Origin of the sequence: Guyparkeria sp. SB14A (genome assembly GCF_005096345.1) — a bacterium.
In the GTDB taxonomy this organism is placed as follows: domain Bacteria; phylum Pseudomonadota; class Gammaproteobacteria; order Halothiobacillales; family Halothiobacillaceae; genus Guyparkeria; species Guyparkeria hydrothermalis.
Map to the genome: position 1 here is coordinate 1 of NZ_SWAW01000010.1, position 16173 is coordinate 16173.

18 protein-coding genes are annotated in these 16173 nt (G+C 64.2%); 16 read left to right on the forward strand and 2 right to left on the reverse strand.

The features are described 5' to 3' along the window. Positions 1 to 94: 94 nt before the first annotated feature. Both FAZ79_RS11675 and FAZ79_RS11680 read right to left on the reverse strand, forming a co-directional pair. Positions 95 to 493, reverse strand: coding sequence for a hypothetical protein (locus FAZ79_RS11675; protein WP_348769782.1), 399 nt, complete (start codon positions 491 to 493; stop codon positions 95 to 97). Continuing rightward, positions 457 to 1077, reverse strand: a complete 621-nt coding sequence (locus tag FAZ79_RS11680) for a hypothetical protein (RefSeq protein ID WP_247709503.1) — start codon at positions 1075 to 1077, stop codon at positions 457 to 459. The genes FAZ79_RS11675 and FAZ79_RS11680 overlap by 37 nt, the downstream gene beginning before the upstream one ends. Positions 1078 to 1243: 166 nt before the next feature. Between FAZ79_RS11680 and FAZ79_RS05610 the strand changes: the two genes are divergently transcribed. The 16 genes from FAZ79_RS05610 to rfbC all read left to right on the forward strand — a co-directional run bounded on the left by FAZ79_RS05610 (position 1244) and on the right by rfbC (position 16172). Beyond that, a complete protein-coding gene (locus FAZ79_RS05610) occupies positions 1244 to 1849 on the forward strand; it encodes a CinA family protein (protein ID WP_136866999.1) in 606 nt (201 codons plus the stop codon). Between the two features lie 6 nt (positions 1850 to 1855). Continuing rightward, entirely contained in the window at positions 1856 to 2416 is a 561-nt protein-coding gene (gene ampD, locus FAZ79_RS05615) for a 1,6-anhydro-N-acetylmuramyl-L-alanine amidase AmpD (protein WP_136867000.1), read from the forward strand. A gap of 40 nt (positions 2417 to 2456) precedes the next feature. After that, entirely contained in the window at positions 2457 to 3389 is a 933-nt protein-coding gene (gene ampE / locus FAZ79_RS05620) for a regulatory signaling modulator protein AmpE (RefSeq protein WP_136867001.1), read from the forward strand. Between the two features lie 70 nt (positions 3390 to 3459). Beyond that, positions 3460 to 3741 carry a type II toxin-antitoxin system RelE/ParE family toxin gene (locus FAZ79_RS05625; RefSeq protein WP_136867002.1) on the forward strand — a complete coding sequence of 94 codons (282 nt, stop codon included), beginning with the start codon at positions 3460 to 3462 and terminating at the stop codon, positions 3739 to 3741. Positions 3742 to 3752: 11 nt separating this feature from the next. Further along, positions 3753 to 4043 carry a HigA family addiction module antitoxin gene (locus FAZ79_RS05630; RefSeq protein WP_136867050.1) on the forward strand — a complete coding sequence of 97 codons (291 nt, stop codon included), beginning with the start codon at positions 3753 to 3755 and terminating at the stop codon, positions 4041 to 4043. 100 nt (positions 4044 to 4143) lie between these two features. After that, positions 4144 to 4794, forward strand: coding sequence for a histidine phosphatase family protein (locus tag FAZ79_RS05635; RefSeq protein WP_169303605.1), 651 nt, complete (start codon positions 4144 to 4146; stop codon positions 4792 to 4794). Continuing rightward, positions 4791 to 5963, forward strand: a complete 1173-nt coding sequence (locus FAZ79_RS05640) for a hypothetical protein (RefSeq protein WP_136867004.1) — start codon at positions 4791 to 4793, stop codon at positions 5961 to 5963. Before FAZ79_RS05635 ends, FAZ79_RS05640 begins: the two co-directional genes overlap by 4 nt. Further along, positions 5960 to 7777: a single-stranded-DNA-specific exonuclease RecJ gene (recJ, locus tag FAZ79_RS05645; RefSeq protein WP_136867005.1), complete on the forward strand. Its 1818-nt coding sequence runs from the start codon at positions 5960 to 5962 to the stop codon at positions 7775 to 7777. Before FAZ79_RS05640 ends, recJ begins: the two co-directional genes overlap by 4 nt. Positions 7778 to 8104: 327 nt before the next feature. Then, positions 8105 to 8422 carry a four helix bundle protein gene (locus tag FAZ79_RS05650; protein WP_282097228.1) on the forward strand — a complete coding sequence of 106 codons (318 nt, stop codon included), beginning with the start codon at positions 8105 to 8107 and terminating at the stop codon, positions 8420 to 8422. Between the two features lie 228 nt (positions 8423 to 8650). Continuing rightward, a complete protein-coding gene (glmS, locus tag FAZ79_RS05655) occupies positions 8651 to 10504 on the forward strand; it encodes a glutamine--fructose-6-phosphate transaminase (isomerizing) (protein WP_136867007.1) in 1854 nt (617 codons plus the stop codon). 28 nt (positions 10505 to 10532) lie between these two features. Then, positions 10533 to 11822, forward strand: coding sequence for a nucleotide sugar dehydrogenase (locus FAZ79_RS05660; RefSeq protein ID WP_136867051.1), 1290 nt, complete (start codon positions 10533 to 10535; stop codon positions 11820 to 11822). A 2-nt stretch (positions 11823 to 11824) separates the two neighbouring features. Beyond that, entirely contained in the window at positions 11825 to 12781 is a 957-nt protein-coding gene (locus tag FAZ79_RS05665) for a glycosyltransferase family 2 protein (RefSeq protein ID WP_136867008.1), read from the forward strand. 16 nt (positions 12782 to 12797) lie between these two features. After that, positions 12798 to 13856 carry a dTDP-glucose 4,6-dehydratase gene (rfbB, locus tag FAZ79_RS05670; protein ID WP_136867009.1) on the forward strand — a complete coding sequence of 353 codons (1059 nt, stop codon included), beginning with the start codon at positions 12798 to 12800 and terminating at the stop codon, positions 13854 to 13856. Then, positions 13853 to 14746, forward strand: a complete 894-nt coding sequence (gene rfbD, locus FAZ79_RS05675) for a dTDP-4-dehydrorhamnose reductase (protein ID WP_136867010.1) — start codon at positions 13853 to 13855, stop codon at positions 14744 to 14746. The genes rfbB and rfbD overlap by 4 nt, the downstream gene beginning before the upstream one ends. Beyond that, complete coding sequence (gene rfbA / locus FAZ79_RS05680) at positions 14746 to 15627, forward strand: glucose-1-phosphate thymidylyltransferase RfbA (protein ID WP_136867011.1); 882 nt, start codon at positions 14746 to 14748, stop codon at positions 15625 to 15627. The genes rfbD and rfbA overlap by 1 nt, the downstream gene beginning before the upstream one ends. Next, entirely contained in the window at positions 15627 to 16172 is a 546-nt protein-coding gene (gene rfbC, locus FAZ79_RS05685; RefSeq protein ID WP_136867012.1) for a dTDP-4-dehydrorhamnose 3,5-epimerase, read from the forward strand. The genes rfbA and rfbC overlap by 1 nt, the downstream gene beginning before the upstream one ends. Position 16173: the final 1 nt, after the last annotated feature.

A 16173-nucleotide genomic window follows, 5' to 3' on the forward strand; every position in this document is an offset into this window, starting at 1 on the left:
AACCTTGGGTGCCTTTTTCAGCGCACGCCGAACCTGCCGGTCACGGATCTCGAAGTTGAGCCGCATCGTCATGCGCGCCTCCCGAACTCGTCCATCAGTTGCTGGTAGAGCGCCGCCGGGGTGCCGTCGCCCCGTCCGGGCGCCCCTGGCTGTCCTCGAACAGCTCCAGGTGGCGGCGGGTGTGCACGTCGAGCAGCAGGGCGTCGCTGGTCTGTTCCACGGCCAGCCCGTCGATGTGGCCCAGCTTGGTCTTTTGCGTGTCATTGACGTACTGCCACAGGGCGCCGGCCGCGCCGAGTGCGGCATCCAGGGCCTGGCGGTTGTCGGCGTGGATGCCGAAGCCGGCGAGATCGCGGGTGCCGAACTGGGCACACAACTGCTCGCTGGCCGTCTCGCTGGCAAAATGCCAGACCGGGCGTTCGCGGGAAAACCCGTCGGCCCGGAACAGGCCGTCGGTCAGCGCCTCGATGGAGAGCCCCTCGGGCAGCAGCAGCTCGCGCGGGTCGACCGCGCCAGTTCGGTGGCCAGTTCGTCCGGGCCGGCCGGGGCCATGATGGCGAAGTGGCCGCTGGAGAGATCCAGGTGCGCCAGGCCGAGGCGCTCACGGCCGCGGTAACGGCTGCGCGATACCGCCACCAGCCGATGCGCCTGGCGCTGTTCGAGCAGGGCCTCGTCGGTGACCGTGCCCGGGGTGACCACCTTGACCACCTCGCGCTTCATCGGCCCCTTGGCCTGCACGTCGCCGACCTGCTCGCAGATGGCGACCGACTCGCCGGCCTTCAGCAGCCGGGCCAGATACGACTCGTAGGCATGCACCGGCACGCCGGCCATCGGGATCGGCTCGCCGGCCGAGGTGCCGCGCTGGGTCAGGGTGAGATCGAGCACCCTGGCCGCGTGCCGCGCGTCGTCGAAGAACAACTCGTAGAAGTCGCCCATGCGGTAGAACAGCAGCACGTCCGGATAGTCTTGTTTGATCCGGAGAAACTGCTGCATCATGGGCGTATGCGCGCTGAAACTGTCCGTCGGGTCGGCCGTTGGCGAGGTTTCGGCGGGGCGGGGCGATGTCGATTTCGTCATGCGCGGCATTGTAACGAAAACCCAGTAACGATAACCCTGGCGCCGAACGGCCCGCCGATCTGGGCGCGTGCCGGTCGTGGGCCGTGGGTGACACGAGGGACGGGCGAACCGGATGGTGGAACGGGACGAGGGGCAACAGCCACCCGAATGGCACGGGGCCCAGGCCATGACCGACTGCGACCTGAGTCGCCCGGCCCGCATTCGTTGCCTGGGCGAGGCGCTGGGTGCGCGTGGGCTGCGCCTGGCCGTCGCCGAGTCCTGCACCGGCGGGCTGTTGGCTGCCAATCTCACGGCGCTGGCCGGGAGTTCGTCCTGGTTCGACGGTGGCTGGGTCACCTACAGCAATCAGGCCAAGCAGCGTGAGCTGGGCGTGCCGGCGTCCTTGTTCGCCGAGGTGGGGGCGGTGTCCGCCGAGGTGGTCACGGCGATGGCCCGCGGGGCGCTCGAGCGCGCGGGGGTCGATTACGCGGTGGCCATCAGCGGCGTGGCCGGCCCGGGCGGCGGCAGCGAGACCAAGCCGGTCGGCACCGTCTGGATCGGTTGGGGCCATCGGCCGCCGACCGAAGGCGAACCGCATCAGTCCGCCGTTGCCACCTTCGCGACCCGATTTCGTTTTCCCGGCGACCGCGAAACGGTGCGCGAGGCGGCCGTGGACGTCGCCCTGCAAGGCCTGTGTGCCCACCTGGGCGGCGAGGGCTGGAACGACTCGGCCGCCGCGCGCTGGTCGTCGGCGCACTGGCCGGCGGCTGGTCTCAAGTGGTCGGAGGCCTGACGTGATATGAACGTCGAACCGGCCACTAATCGCCTCGACAGCGCCCGCTTCGTCGCCTCGCCCAATTGCGACGCGCGCCCACGCGATGAACGCATCGAGCTGGTGGTGATCCACGGCATGTCCCTGCCGCCCGGCCAATTCGGCGGCACGGCGATCGAGCGCTTTTTCACCAACCGGCTCGACCCCGGCGAACATCCGTATTTCGAGGAGATCCGCGACCTGCGCGTCTCCGCCCACGTGGTGATCTACCGCGACGGGGCGGTCACGCAATTCGTGCCCTTCGATCGTCGTGCCTGGCACGCGGGGCAGTCTCGCTTCGGCGAACGCACGCGGTGCAACGACTTTGCCATCGGTATCGAGCTCGAGGGCACGGATACCGAGCCCTATACGGCCGTGCAGTATGAGACGCTCGGTCGCGTGCTCGCGGCCATCAAACGCGCCTACCCGAGCGTGCACGCGGTGCGTGGCCACAGCGATATCGCCCCGGGACGCAAGACCGATCCCGGCCCGGCCTTCGACTGGGGGCACCTGGCATCCCGCCTGCCCGACGGCATGGCGACCGCCTGACCGTGCGTCCTTTTTCGTCCAACAGTGGGGCATCCACGCGATGAAACTTCTGGTCCTGATCCTCGTCATCGCCTTCGACCGGTTCCTGGAATTCTTTCAGCGATGGCGCGCCGATCGCTGGCCGCATCGCGTCACCATCGAGGTGTTCGACACGCTCGCCGGCATGATCGGCGCCACGGCCGCGCGTCTGTTGGTCTGGCTGTTGTTGCCGGCGGTGCTTCTGGTCTGGCTCGGCATCGGTGGCGACGGCTGGATCGGTTGGGTCGTGTCGCTGGTCGTACTGCTGCTGGTGATCACCCCGCGCAACACCTCGGAGATCAATCGCCAGTTGCTCGACGCCGCCGGCCGGGACGACCAGGAGACCGTCGAGGCGGCACGCCGCGTCCTGTTCGACGGCACGCCGGTGGATTCCGCCAAGGCGACCACCCGCCAGACCGGCGAGCGCATTATCGTGCTGGCGTTCAGCGAATGGTTCCTGGTGCTGTTCTGGTTCGTCCTGCTCGGGCCGGCCGGGGCGTTGTTCTACCGCCTGACCGAGTGGCTGGCACAGGCGCCCGACCCCGAGGCTGGTTCGGGGGCTGCATCGGGTGCCGATGCGGACGGGGAAGGGCGGTTGCGTCGCTGGCAGACGAAAGCCCACGCGCTGCTGGTCCTGCCGGCCGCGCCGGTGTTCACCGTGCTGATGCTCCTGGCCGGTTCATTCCAGCGGGGCCTGAATGCCTGGCGGGGTGACGAGGCACTTGGGCGCGAGCACGGCGCGATGGACGGCTGGGAGGCCGGCTCGATCGGACTGATCGCCCGGGTCGGCCACGCCGTCATCGACGTCGAGCGCGCCGACGAATGCCTCGACGAGAATGCCTGTCTCGCCGATCAACGCACCTGGTACCGGGCCGCCCACGCGATCGTGCTGCGCGCGCTGCTGTTCGGCCTGGCCCTGGTGGCCGTGCTCACCCTGATTGGCTGGCTGCCGTGACGTTGGTGAATGTGTCAGCAGTAGGTAGTAACGCGTTGCGTTAATACCAGCGTGGCTGTATTCTCAGTTCATGATCGTTAGCTTCGCTTGCAAGGATACGCAACGGGTGGCGAGCGGGCGGTTCTCAAAACGGCTCCCGCAACAGATTCAGCGCCGGGCGAAGATGCGCCTGGACCGGATCGACGCAGCACGAGACCTCGACGACTTGCGCGTGCCGCCGTCCCATCGACTCGAGGCCTTGTCCGGGGATCGGCTCGGGTTTCATAGCGTGCGCATCAATGACCAATGGCGGATCGTTTTCCGGTGGGAGCAGGGCGGCGCCCACGACGTGGCGATTGTGGATTACCACTGAGAGGGGGCGTGATGAACAACCGTATTGACCCAATTCATCCAGGCGAACACCTGGCCGAGTTCCTCGATGACTTCGGTGTCACGCAATATCGCCTTGCCAAGGAAATTCGGGTTCCGGCAAGACGGATCAACGAAATCGTGCTTGGGCGGCGTGGGGTCAGTGCCGACACGGCGCTCCGGTTGGCGCGCTTTTTCGGTACCAGCCCCGACTTCTGGATGAACCTGCAGGACAAGTACGAACTCGAGGTGGCTCGGGCACGATCAGGGGATGAGATCGACCAGATCATCACGTGTTCGGCTTGAGTGGCTGTGCCCCCGGGTTCTCCTGCGGGAGCGTCCATCGTGCTTTTTGACGCCGGGCCGACTGATAGAATCCCGCCTCGACTTCCAGCGGCGAGTGTCCATGATCACCCAGACCACCCCGGCCACCCGACTCGACCTGATACGCCACGGCGAACCCGTCGGCGGTCGTCGCTTTCGTGGCGACGCCGTCGACGATCCGTTGAGTGAACTCGGCTGGCAGCAACTCGAGCGTCGCCTGGCGATGGTCGAGGCGCGTGGCGAAGCCGACTGGGACGTCATCGCCACCTCGCCGATGCGTCGGTGCCGAGCCTTTGCCGCCTCGGTGGCCGAGCGTCGCGGGCTGGAGCTCGTGGTCGATCCCGATCTGCGCGAGATCGGCTTCGGTCCCTGGGAAGGCCTGCGGCATGCCGAGATCCCCGAGCGCTATCCCGAACAGCACGCGGCCTTCCTCGCCGATCCGGTCGACGGCCGTCCGCCTGGCAGCGAGCCGATGGCCGATTTCTTCGAGCGCGTCACGCGCGGGCTGGCCCGCCTGGAGACCAATCACGCCGGCCAGTCCGTGCTGGTGCTCTCGCACGCGATCGTCATGCGCGCCGCCTGTGCCTGGGTGCTGAACGCACCCATGGCGGCGATCGCCAAGGTGGAGACCGAATACGCCGCCATGCTCTCCATCCGTCACAACCATCGCGGCCGGCGGTTGCTCGGCCTGGATAATGGCCTGGACAACGACCTGCCGGGTGACGGGGCGTGACGCGGCGAATCGTCGATGTCGAGCTGACGGTATTGGGCCTCGAGCCGCTCGATGCGCCGGGCGATGACCAGAGCGGCTTTTCCCGCCCCATCTGGACCGGGCCGAGCGTTTCCGAGACGGACGTTTCCCGCCTGGCCCAACTGCTCGACGGCCGCTTTCAACGCGGGGCATCGACCGATGACGACTCTCCCGAGGAGGCCTGCGACGATCCCGATGCGCTCGCGCTGGTCGCCGTGGCTGGCGCCACGTCAGTCGCCGCGCCCCGTGGCATTACGAGTCCGGGCTACGCTCTGGCTCGCGCCCTGGGCGACTGGTGTCTTGCCGGTGGCACGCGGGCCGGGTTTGCCGAGCAAGTCGCCGACTGGCGCGCGCAGGGTTTCGAGCGGCTGCTGTGTTTCGATCCCGTTCACTTAAAGCCCGAAACCGACCATGCCATCGTGCTTGGGCCGCGGTTTCTCGCCTTGAGCGATGCCGAGCTCGACAGCCTGCTGGACGTTCTCAACCCGTGGCTTGCCGACGACGGCATGCAAGCCGTTCGCATCGGTCGTCAGACCTACCTGCTGGCCCAGTTGCGCCCGGACGGAATCGGCCCCGCGAATGCGGCCTTGCAACGGGGCGGGGCGCCGCTGGCCTGCCTGTTGAACCGCAACGCGGGGGTGTTCCTCAACGAGGAGCGCAGCGATCCACTGCTGCGCCAATGGCTGACCGAGTTGCAGATGTGGCTCTACCCGCAACCGCTCAACGACCGCCGCGCTGAACACGGCCAACCCATCCTGAGCAGCTTCTGGCCGCACGGGCTGAGTGCCCTGTCCGATGAAATGCCGTCACCGCCGGTCGGGGACCGATTGATCCTGACCGACTCGCCCGTCGTGATTGCCGAGCGCGATGCCAGCGTGTGGCAGGCCGACGACGTGGATGTGGCACGTGAGGCGATCCGTGCCGGCCGGCCCGTGCGCGTGCTGCTGACCGAAGCGGCGTGGTGTCGGCTGGAAGGCGACGTCGGCGGCTTCCAGCAGGAACTGGCCCGCATTGATGCCTGGCTCGAGCGACTGCAGACCGAATGCCCGGACGTGGTGGTCCGCCTGGATGATGGCCAGGGCGGGGTATGGCAGCCGGAATCCGGGTGGAAACGCACCTGGCGTCGACTTTTGCAGCGGGTGGGCCGATGACCGCAGAGGCAAAGGCCAACCCCGAGGCCAACCCCAGGGCCGCCCGCCTGCTGGGTGTCGCGAGCATCCGCCGGCGTCAGACCCCCGAGGTCAGCGACTCCCTGGCGCATCTCAATTCCCGGTTGGCGCGCGTGCTCGCCGCGCGTGGAATCACGCAGGCCGCGCAACTCGATCATCGCCTGCACGCGGTCCTCCCGCCGACGGGTCTGCCGGACCTCGATGAAGCGGCCCGACTGGTCAGCGATGCCATCGAGCGGGATGACTCCATCCTGATCGTCGGCGATTTCGATGCCGACGGCGCGACCGCCACGGCCCTGTGTTTGCGCGGTCTGCGCGCCATGGGGGGTGAGCGGGTCGACTTCCTGATCCCGGATCGCCAGCGCCACGGCTACGGCCTGAGCCCGGCGTTGCTCGACGAACTCGACACACCGCCGGCGTTGATCCTCACGGTCGACAACGGCATCAGCGCCCACGACGGGGTCGCCGCCGCCAAGGCTGCCGGGTCGCGCGTGGTGGTCACCGACCATCACCTGCCCGGCGAGACGCTTCCCGCCGCCGATGCCATCGTCAATCCCAACCGTGCCGATGCCGACTTCGGGTCGACCGCGCTGGCGGGCGTTGGCGTGGCCTTCTACCTGCTCGCCGCCGTGCGTGGCGAACTCGATCGACGCGGCTGGTTCGCCACGCGTCAGCGGCCCAATCTCGCCAACTGGCTGGATCTCGTGGCCCTGGGCACCATCGCCGACGTGGTCGAACTTGACGACAACAACCGCCGTCTGGTCGCGCAGGGGCTTTCCCGCATCCGCTCCCACGCCTGCGCGCCGGGGATACTCGCGCTGTTTGCCGTCGCCGGGCGCGACCCGCGCGAGGCGCGATCCAGCGATCTGGGTTTTGCCATCGGCCCGCGACTCAACGCCGCCGGGCGGCTGGAGAACATGCGGCTGGGGGTCGAGTGCCTGCTCGCCGACGATGCGGCCGAGGCCCGGCAACTTGCCGGCACGCTCGATCAGATCAATCGTCAACGTCGCGACGTCGAAGCCAACATGCTCGACACCGTCGCCGCCGACCTGGACCGGGCGATGGCCGGGCAGGGCGACACGCCGCCGTCAAACCCGGCCGACTGGGTACGCTTCGATCCGGGCTTTCACCCCGGCGTGATCGGCATCGTCGCCGGGCGCCTGAAGACCCGCTGGGTGCGCCCCGTGTTCGTCTTCGCCCCAGCCGAGGTCGGCAGCAATGACGGCCGGCTCAAGGGCTCGGGTCGCTCGATTCCCGGCATCCACCTGCGCGACCTGCTGGTCGAGATCGACGCCCGACAGCCCGGGCTGATCGACGGCTTCGGCGGGCACGCCATGGCGGCCGGGCTGTCACTCGAGCGCTCCCGACTCGACGCCTTCCGCCAGGCCTTCACGCAGGCCCTCGAACGCCACCACGAGCGGCTCCCCGACGGTCGCGAAGTGATTACCGATGGCCCGCTGGAGGCCGCCGACCTCCACCTCGACTTCATCGACGCCCTCGACCACCACGGCCCTTGGGGCACCGGCTTTCCCGAACCGCTGTTCGACAACAGCTTCGAGGTGCTCGAGAAAACCGCCCTCAAAGACGGCAAGCACTGGCGCCTGTCGGTGCGCCTGCTCGACCACCCGAACGCCCGCCCCGTCGACGCCATCTGGTTCCGCGCCCCCGACTCACTCCCCCCCGGCCGTCACTGGCAGATCGCCTACCGCCCCGTCGCCGACAGCTTTCGCGGTCGCAAGCGCTTGAAGCTCTTCGTTGAGACCGCGTTGCCGCTAACCGCAACAGATGGGACGTAACCATCGAATCTTGGATTCCGACTCTCCGGCCGGATATCAATTTTTCGCACTCGTCCATTTGCCCCACTGCAATGAGATAGCATTCCGCGACCAGAACGAACCTTTCTGGCGGAACGGTGTCACGAATGGTGCCGTGGGATCCATTGGCGAGGGGGTGTTTGCGTCGGCGAAATGCCCGTCGAGAAGCGGCGCCGCCGTCGTGATCTTTTCGTCTACAGAGCGGGTATGACTCGAGCAAACATTGGGTGTCTAACGCATTGGGTGCGTTTACAAGAACAATAAAGGCATGTCAGAGGCGGGAAGTTGAATTCGAGAAATTTCGAAAAGGTGGAGGTTTGGGAGCGAGCTGCCTTGTTGAGTGCGAAAGTGAATTGCTCGCTGCGTAGCTTGTGGGACCCCGGTTTCCGGGACCAAATTGCCCGAGCAGGTGCGTCCATGCTCAACAATATTGCTGAGGGATTGAGCCAGGAATCGCTCATGGAGCGGAATCGGTTCCTCACTATCGCGAGTCTCTCTTGTAGCCAGTTGCAGGCATGTGTTCATCGCGGCGGTGATTTGGGCTACTTTGAGAAAAATCAGGTTGCTGATTGGTTTGCTGAAACCCACGAGATTGTCGTCATGCTGGGCGACTTGTCGGACACGTAAGGGAAAGACGAGGAAGGCACGGCTCCGGCATGCTCGATTAATAAGATGCCCGGTTCCGTCATACCTCGCTTTGTAGCTGCTCACGCGGCTTTAGTTGGCGCCGTTCGCCAACACCCGTTGTGCTTGCGTGCCGAGGCCGGTGCAGACTTGGATTTCTTCACCCTCAACACCGCCTCCTTGAGATACAATCCCGCGCTATTCAATCCGAGTTAAATGGGAAGCGGATTCATGTGCGGAATCGTCGCAGCGGTAGCCGAACGGCAGGTGGGGCCCATCCTCCTGGAAGGATTGCGTCGCCTTGAGTACCGCGGCTACGACTCGGCCGGGGTGGCGTTGCTCGACGAGGATCAGGGGCTCGCTTCGGCGCGTGCCGTGGGCAAGGTCGCCGCCCTTGCCGAGAAACTTGAAGCCACCCCCATTACCGGTCAGCTCGGCATCGCTCATACCCGCTGGGCGACCCACGGCGTGCCGGTCGAGCGCAATGCGCACCCGCATATCGCGCCCAATGGCGATCATGGCCGGGTGGCGGTGGTGCACAACGGCATCATCGAGAACTTCGCCACGCTCAAGGCCGAGTTGGTCGACGCGGGCTGCACGTTCGCGTCGGATACGGATACCGAGGTCATCGCGCACCTCATTCACCACCAGCTCGACTTGGGGCTCTCACCGGAAGCGGCCTTCCATGCCGCCGTGGATCGCCTCCAGGGCGCCTTTGCGTTGGCGGTGATCGTCACCGACGCCCCTGAGACGCTGTTTGTCGCCCGCCAGGGCAGCCCGTTGGTTATCGGCGTGGGCATCGGCGAGCACTTCGCCGCTTCGGATGCCCTCGCGCTCCTGCCGGTCACCCAATCGTTCGTCTACCTGGAAGAGGGCGATCGGGCGGTCATCACCCGCGAGAACCTTGCCATCACCGATGCGGCGGGCAGCCCCGTCGAGCGCCCGGTGCGCCAATCGGCCCAGCGTGCGGAAAGCGCCGATCGGGGGCGGTTTCGCCACTTCATGCTCAAGGAAATCCACGAGCAGCCGCAGGCCATTGCCGACACCCTGGAAGGGCGGATCGCCCACGGCCATATCCTGCCGGCGGCGTTCGGCGTCGGCGCCGACGAGATCTTTGCCTCGGTCGAGCGCGTGCAGATCATCGCCTGCGGCACCAGTTACCACGCCGGCATGGTGGCCCGCTACTGGTTCGAGGACATCCTCCGCTTGCCCTGCGCCGTCGAGGTCGCCTCCGAATTCCACTACCGCAACCCGGTAGTCAGCCCCAACACGCTGATCGTCGCGCTGTCGCAGTCCGGCGAGACCGCCGATACCCTCGCCGCCATCCGCATGCTCAAGCGGGAGGATCCGAAGCGTCCGGTTCTCGCGATCTGCAATGCCCCTGAATCCTCGCTGGTGCGCGAATCGGACCTGGTGCTGATGACCCGCGCCGGCCCCGAGATTTCGGTTGCCTCCACCAAGGCATTCTCCACCCAATTGGTCTCTCTGGCCCTGCTGCTGTTGGCTATCGGGCGAGCGAGTGGCCGTATGGACGAAGCCGAGGAACAACGTATCGTCTCTGGCCTGGAGAAAGTGCCCGGACGGATCCAGAACGCGCTCGATCACGGTGACCGCGTCCGTGACCTGGCCGAACTGCTGGTGGAAAAAGAACACGCCCTGTTCCTCGGCCGGGGGCCGATGTACCCCATTGCCATGGAAGGGGCATTGAAGCTCAAGGAAATCAGCTACATCCACGCCGAGGCCTACCCGGCGGGTGAGCTCAAGCATGGGCCGTTGGCGCTGATCGACGAAACCATGCCCGTGATCACCATCGCCCCGCAGAACGAACTTCTCGACAAGTTGAAGTCAAATATTGCGGAAGTCAGCGCGCGAGGTGCGGAGCTATTCGTCTTCGCTGACGAGCGTGCTGGTTTAACGTCCTCCGGCTTTACCCATGTCCTACCGGTGACCTCACATGTCGGGCGCATCAGCGCGCCGATCATCTTCAACATCCCTCTGCAGCTGCTGGCCTATCATGTCGCCGTGCTCAAGGGCACCGATGTTGATCAGCCACGCAACCTCGCCAAGTCGGTCACCGTGGAGTAATGCTGTGAGCGTGGTAGCACCCGAAAAAATGGTCCCTCTGCCGGCAGACAAAGATGTTCGTCTCGCCGTGGTCGGTCTTGGTTACGTGGGGCTGCCGTTGGCCGTCGCCTTTGCCCATCGCCAATCCGTCATCGGGTTCGATATCGACGCTCAGCGTATCGAGGAGCTTTCGCGGGGTTACGACCATACGATGGAGGTCGAGAGCGATGAGCTCGGCGTGGTGAGCGTCAACTTGACGTTCACCGACCAAATCGAACACCTGGTCGACGCGAACGTTTACGTCGTTACGGTCCCGACGCCGATCGACAAGTACAAGCGTCCGGATCTGTCGCCCCTCCTGTCGGCGTCCCGGACAGTCGGACAAGTGCTGGCCCCCGGCGATGTGGTGATCTACGAATCGACCGTGTATCCCGGTGCGACCGAGGAGGACTGTGTCCCGGTACTTGAGCAGGTGAGCGGACTGACGCTCAACCAGGACTTCTCCGTCGGCTACAGCCCGGAGCGGATCAACCCCGGCGACAAGGAACACCGGGTGGCCGACATCAGGAAGGTCACCTCCGGTTCGACCCCCGAAGCGGCCGCGTTCATCGACGCGCTCTACAACCGCGTCATCCGGGCAGGTACGCACCTGGCGCCGGCGATCCGCGTGGCCGAGGCCGCCAAGGTGATCGAGAACACCCAGCGGGACGTGAATATCGCCCTGGTGAACGAACTGGCGATGCTGTTCAACAAGATGGGCATCGACACCCAGGCCGTGCTCGACGCCGCTGCCACCAAGTGGAATTTCCTGCCGTTCAAGCCGGGGCTGGTCGGAGGCCACTGTATCGGGGTGGATCCGTACTACCTGACGCAAAAGGCTCAGGAGATGGGTTATCACCCTGAGATGATTCTTGCCGGCCGCCGCACCAACGATGGCATGGGCGAGTACGTCGCCGCCCAGGTGGTGCAGTTGATGACCAAGCATCGCCTGCAGGTGGTCGATTCCAAGGTCCTGATCCTGGGGCTGGCCTTCAAGGAGAACTGCCCGGATCTGCGCAACACGCGCGTTGTCGACGTCGTCCACCACCTCGAGCAGTACAACGTCGATGTCCACGTCCACGACCCATGGGTCGACGCAGCCGAGGCCCGGCATGAGTACGGCCTCGAGCTGGATCCGGCCCCGGCTCCGGGCACCTTCGACGCGGTCGTGGTCGCCGTGGCGCATGACCAGTTCAAGGCGCTGGGTGCGTCTGGAATCCGGCGAATGCTGCAGCCGGAAGGCGTGATCTACGACATCAAGCACATTCTTCCGCGTCCGGAGAGTGATGGCCGACTGTGAATATGACTGGGGTAACCAACCGTGACTCTTCGACCGCCGGGGCGCACATCGCCGTTCTCGTGTGTGTCTACCACCCTGAAGAGAGATATCTGCGGGAACAGTTGGACTCCATCCTGAACCAGACTCACGAGAATCTGTCGGTTTGGGTGTCCGATGACGGCGACGACCAGGCAACACGTGACGTTCTGACCGAGTACCAAGCTAAGTTTCCCGTCGGCAAGATCACGCTCGTCACCGGGCCCAGAAAAGGCTTTGCGGCTAATTTCCTGTCACTGGTTAGTCGTGACGAGATCGAGGCGGATTATTACGCCTTCAGCGATCAGGATGATATCTGGGAGCCGAAAAAACTCGAGCAGGCGCTCGCAAAGCTGCGGGGTGTGGCGCAATCTGGACCGGCGCTGTATGGTTCGCGCACTCGATTAATCGACGCGCGTGGCAGCGTTATCGGGCAATCGCCCTTGTTCATGCGGAAGCCCTCGTTTCGTAATGCGCTGGTGCAGAGTCTGGCCGGCGGCAACACCATGGTCTTCAACCATGCTGCCAAGGAACTCCTCTCTCGGGCCGGGATGCCCGATGTCGTCAGTCACGACTGGTGGGCATACTTGATGATCACGGGTGCCGGGGGACGTGTCATTTATGATCCGGTTTCGTGGATCCAGTACCGGCAGCACGGTAGCAACCTTATCGGCTCGAACGTGTCTATGTGGGCACGGTTCACTCGGGTGTGGTGGTTGTTCAGGAATCGTTTTCGGAACTGGAATGATGTGAACATCGCTGCTCTTGAGGATGCGCGCGATGCGTTGTCTCCAGAGAATCGGAAAATCCTTGAACTGTTTGTGCGGGCTAGGCAGAGCGCCCTGCCGCTCCGACTGATGTTGCTCAGGAAGACGGGCGTATACCGGCAAACGCTGGCGGGAAGCTTGGGGCTCTTGTTAGCCGCATTCACCAATAAACTCTGATATTTGATTTACTTTTATGACCATTCTTGTAACCGGCGGCGCCGGCTTTATCGGTAGCAACTTCGTTCTCGACTGGCTTGACGTTTCCGACGAGCCGATCATCAACCTCGATTTGCTGACGTACGCCGGCAACCGCCAGAACCTTGCCGCCCTGGAAGGTGATTCCCGTCACGTGTTCGTCCGTGGTGACATCGGCGATACGGAACTGGTGGCGCGACTGCTCGAGGAGCATCGTCCCCGGGCGGTGGTGAACTTCGCCGCCGAGAGCCACGTGGATCGCTCGATCCTCGGTCCCGAAGAATTCATCCAGACGAACATCGTCGGCACCTTCCGTCTGCTGGAGGCTGTCCGGGGCTACTGGAATGACCTGCCCGAAGGGGATCGCGAGGACTTCCGTTTCCTGCACGTCTCGACGGACGAGGTTTACGGCACGCTCTCGCCCGACGAGCCGGCGTTTACCGAGCAGCACCGATACGAGCCGAACAGTCCCTATTCGGCGTCCAAGGCGGCCTCCGATCATCTTGTTCGCTCGTACCTGCACACCTACGGGCTGCCGGTCCTGACCACCAACTGCTCGAACAACTACGGGCCGTACCATTTCCCGGAAAAGCTGATTCCGCTCGTCATCCACAACGCGCTGGCGGGCAAGGCGCTGCCGATCTATGGCGACGGTCAGCAGGTGCGCGACTGGCTTTACGTCAAGGATCACTGCTCGGCCATCCGCCGGGTGCTCCAGGACGGTCGTACGGGCGAGACCTACAACGTGGGCGGCTGGAACGAGAAGCCCAATCTGGAAGTGGTCGAGACCCTGTGCGCGATCCTGGACGAGCGCCAGCCGCGCGAGGACGGCCGCTCCTACGCCGAGCAGATCACCTTCGTCAAGGATCGCCCCGGCCATGATCGTCGTTATGCGATCGATGCCTCGAAGATCGAACGGGAACTGGGCTGGTGCCCCGAAGAGACCTTCGAGACCGGCATCCGCAAGACCGTCGACTGGTATCTCGACAACCAGGTGTGGGTCGAGAACGTGACTTCCGGTGCCTATCGAGACTGGGTGGAGGCGCAGTACGCATGACCACGCTTCTTTTCGGCAAGAACGGTCAGGTGGGCACGGAACTGCAGCGCACCCTGCTGCCGCACGGCCCGGTCGTCGCGAAGGGAAGCGAGTCCGTGGACCTGGCGCAGCGGAACGCCGTGAGCGAGTGTCTGGAAGCGGTGCGCCCCGATGTCATCGTCAACGCGGCGGCCTATACGGCCGTGGACAAGGCCGAGTCGGAAGAGGAGCTCGCCCGAGCGATCAACGCCGACGCGGTTCGCGCGATGGCTGATTACGCGGCGCGAAATGATGCGCTGCTGATCCACTACTCGACCGACTACGTGTTCGACGGCGACAAGGACGGGGCCTATCTGCCCGATGACTCGCCCAATCCGCAGAGTGCGTACGGCCGAACCAAGCTCGAGGGTGAGGAAGCGATCCTGGGAAGTGGCTGCAACCACCTGGTGTTCCGCACCAGCTGGGTGTATTCCGCAAATGGCCATAATTTCATCAAGACCATGCTGCGATTGGCCGCGGAGCGTGACGAACTCAAGGTCGTGGCTGATCAGGTCGGCGCGCCAACCTCCGCGGAGCTGATCGCGGACGTGACCTCGATCGCCCTTGCCGGTTACCGCAAGGGCCATCTGCCGATCGGGACCTACCACCTCACCGCCAACGGCGCGACCAGCTGGCATGGACTGGCATGTCGGGCCATCGACCGGGCGATCGACAACGGCCGGAAACTCAAGCTGCGCGGTGCTGACGTCCAGGCTATCGGCACGGACGACTTCCCGACGCCGGCGGCCCGGCCATCGAATTCGCGCATGGACTCGAGCAGCCTCGAACAGGCACTGTCGCTCGAGCTTCCCGACTGGACCATTCACGTCGATCGCATGATCGACCAGATCACCAAGGCAAACGCATCCTGATGAAGAGAAAAGGCATCATCCTCGCGGGCGGCTCTGGCACCCGGCTGCACCCGGCAACACTCTCCGTGAGCAAGCAGCTGCTACCCGTGTACGACAAGCCGATGATCTACTACCCGTTGAGCACACTCATGCTGGCGGGCATCCGTGACATCCTCATCATCTCGACGCCGCAGGACACGCCGCGCTTCGAGCAGTTGCTCGGCAACGGCGAGCAGTGGGGGCTGAACTTGCAGTATGCCGTTCAGCCGTCGCCGGACGGCTTGGCACAGGCTTTCGTCATCGGCGAGGAATTCATCGGCAACGACCCTTGCGCGCTGGTGCTCGGGGACAACATCTTCTACGGCCATCACTTCGACGAACTCCTTGGGAACGCAATGGGACGCAGGGATGGCGCCTCGGTGTTCGCCTACCACGTTCATGATCCCGAGCGATACGGCGTGGCCGAGTTCGACGCGGACGGCAAGGTGCTATCGCTCGAAGAAAAGCCGGAACAGCCGAAATCGAACTATGCCGTCACCGGTCTCTATTTCTACGACAACGACGTCGTCGACATGGCCAAGGATCTCAAGCCATCCGCGCGCGGCGAACTTGAGATCACGGACATCAATAGCGGTTACATGGAAGCCGGCAAGCTGAATGTCGAGATCATGGGACGAGGCTACGCTTGGCTCGACACCGGCACACACGAATCCTTGCTGGATGCCGGCCAGTTCATTGCCACGCTCGAGCAACGCCAGGGGCTCAAGGTCGCATGCCCGGAGGAGATTGCCTTCCGTGCAGGTTGGATCGGTGCTCAGCAACTGGAGGACCTGGCTCGTCCGCTACTTAAGAATGGTTACGGCCGCTACCTGCGGCAGGTGCTCAACGAAAAGGTGTTTTGATGAAGGCTACTCCGCTTGTCATCCCGGACGTCCTCCTCATCGAGCCTAAAGTATTTGGCGATGAGCGGGGGTTCTTTTTTGAAAGCTACAATAAAACCAATTTTGACGGTGCTGTGGGAAGGGCCGTTGACTTTGTGCAGGATAACCACTCTCGATCAGTTAAGGGTGTGCTCCGCGGGCTCCATTATCAGTTGCCACCAAAACAACAAGGAAAGCTCGTAAGGGTGGTCCACGGTGAAATCTTTGATGTGGCGGTGGATATACGTCAAGGGTCGCCCACGTTCGGTCAATGGGTTTCTCAAATACTCTCCGCCGATAATAAAAAACAGCTCTGGATTCCAGAAGGATTTGCGCATGGTTTTTTGACTTTGTCCGACACCGCAGAGGTGCTCTACAAAGCCACCAATTTTTATGCGCCTGATTTGGATCGGAGTATTGCATGGAACGAACCGGCCATCAATATCGACTGGCCTTCAGGCGTGGAGCCAATTCTGTCCGAAAAAGATAAGAAAGCTTGCCTTTTGAAGGATGCTGAGGTTTTGTAAC

What these genes read in the sequence shown, in the direction of transcription:
- FAZ79_RS11680 (WP_247709503.1), bottom strand. Translation starts at nt 1,077, where the DNA reads ATGACGAAATCGACATCGCCCCGCCCCGCCGAAACCTCGCCAACGGCC.
- FAZ79_RS05610 (WP_136866999.1), top strand. Translation starts at nt 1,244, where the DNA reads ATGACCGACTGCGACCTGAGTCGCCCGGCCCGCATTCGTTGCCTGGGC.
- ampD (WP_136867000.1), top strand. Translation starts at nt 1,856, where the DNA reads ATGAACGTCGAACCGGCCACTAATCGCCTCGACAGCGCCCGCTTCGTC.
- ampE (WP_136867001.1), top strand. Translation starts at nt 2,457, where the DNA reads ATGAAACTTCTGGTCCTGATCCTCGTCATCGCCTTCGACCGGTTCCTG.
- FAZ79_RS05625 (WP_136867002.1), top strand. Translation starts at nt 3,460, where the DNA reads ATGATCGTTAGCTTCGCTTGCAAGGATACGCAACGGGTGGCGAGCGGG.
- FAZ79_RS05630 (WP_136867050.1), top strand. Translation starts at nt 3,753, where the DNA reads ATGAACAACCGTATTGACCCAATTCATCCAGGCGAACACCTGGCCGAG.
- FAZ79_RS05635 (WP_169303605.1), top strand. Translation starts at nt 4,144, where the DNA reads ATGATCACCCAGACCACCCCGGCCACCCGACTCGACCTGATACGCCAC.
- recJ (WP_136867005.1), top strand. Translation starts at nt 5,960, where the DNA reads ATGACCGCAGAGGCAAAGGCCAACCCCGAGGCCAACCCCAGGGCCGCC.
- glmS (WP_136867007.1), top strand. Translation starts at nt 8,651, where the DNA reads ATGTGCGGAATCGTCGCAGCGGTAGCCGAACGGCAGGTGGGGCCCATC.
- FAZ79_RS05660 (WP_136867051.1), top strand. Translation starts at nt 10,533, where the DNA reads ATGGTCCCTCTGCCGGCAGACAAAGATGTTCGTCTCGCCGTGGTCGGT.
- FAZ79_RS05665 (WP_136867008.1), top strand. Translation starts at nt 11,825, where the DNA reads ATGACTGGGGTAACCAACCGTGACTCTTCGACCGCCGGGGCGCACATC.
- rfbB (WP_136867009.1), top strand. Translation starts at nt 12,798, where the DNA reads ATGACCATTCTTGTAACCGGCGGCGCCGGCTTTATCGGTAGCAACTTC.
- rfbD (WP_136867010.1), top strand. Translation starts at nt 13,853, where the DNA reads ATGACCACGCTTCTTTTCGGCAAGAACGGTCAGGTGGGCACGGAACTG.
- rfbA (WP_136867011.1), top strand. Translation starts at nt 14,746, where the DNA reads ATGAAGAGAAAAGGCATCATCCTCGCGGGCGGCTCTGGCACCCGGCTG.
- rfbC (WP_136867012.1), top strand. Translation starts at nt 15,627, where the DNA reads ATGAAGGCTACTCCGCTTGTCATCCCGGACGTCCTCCTCATCGAGCCT.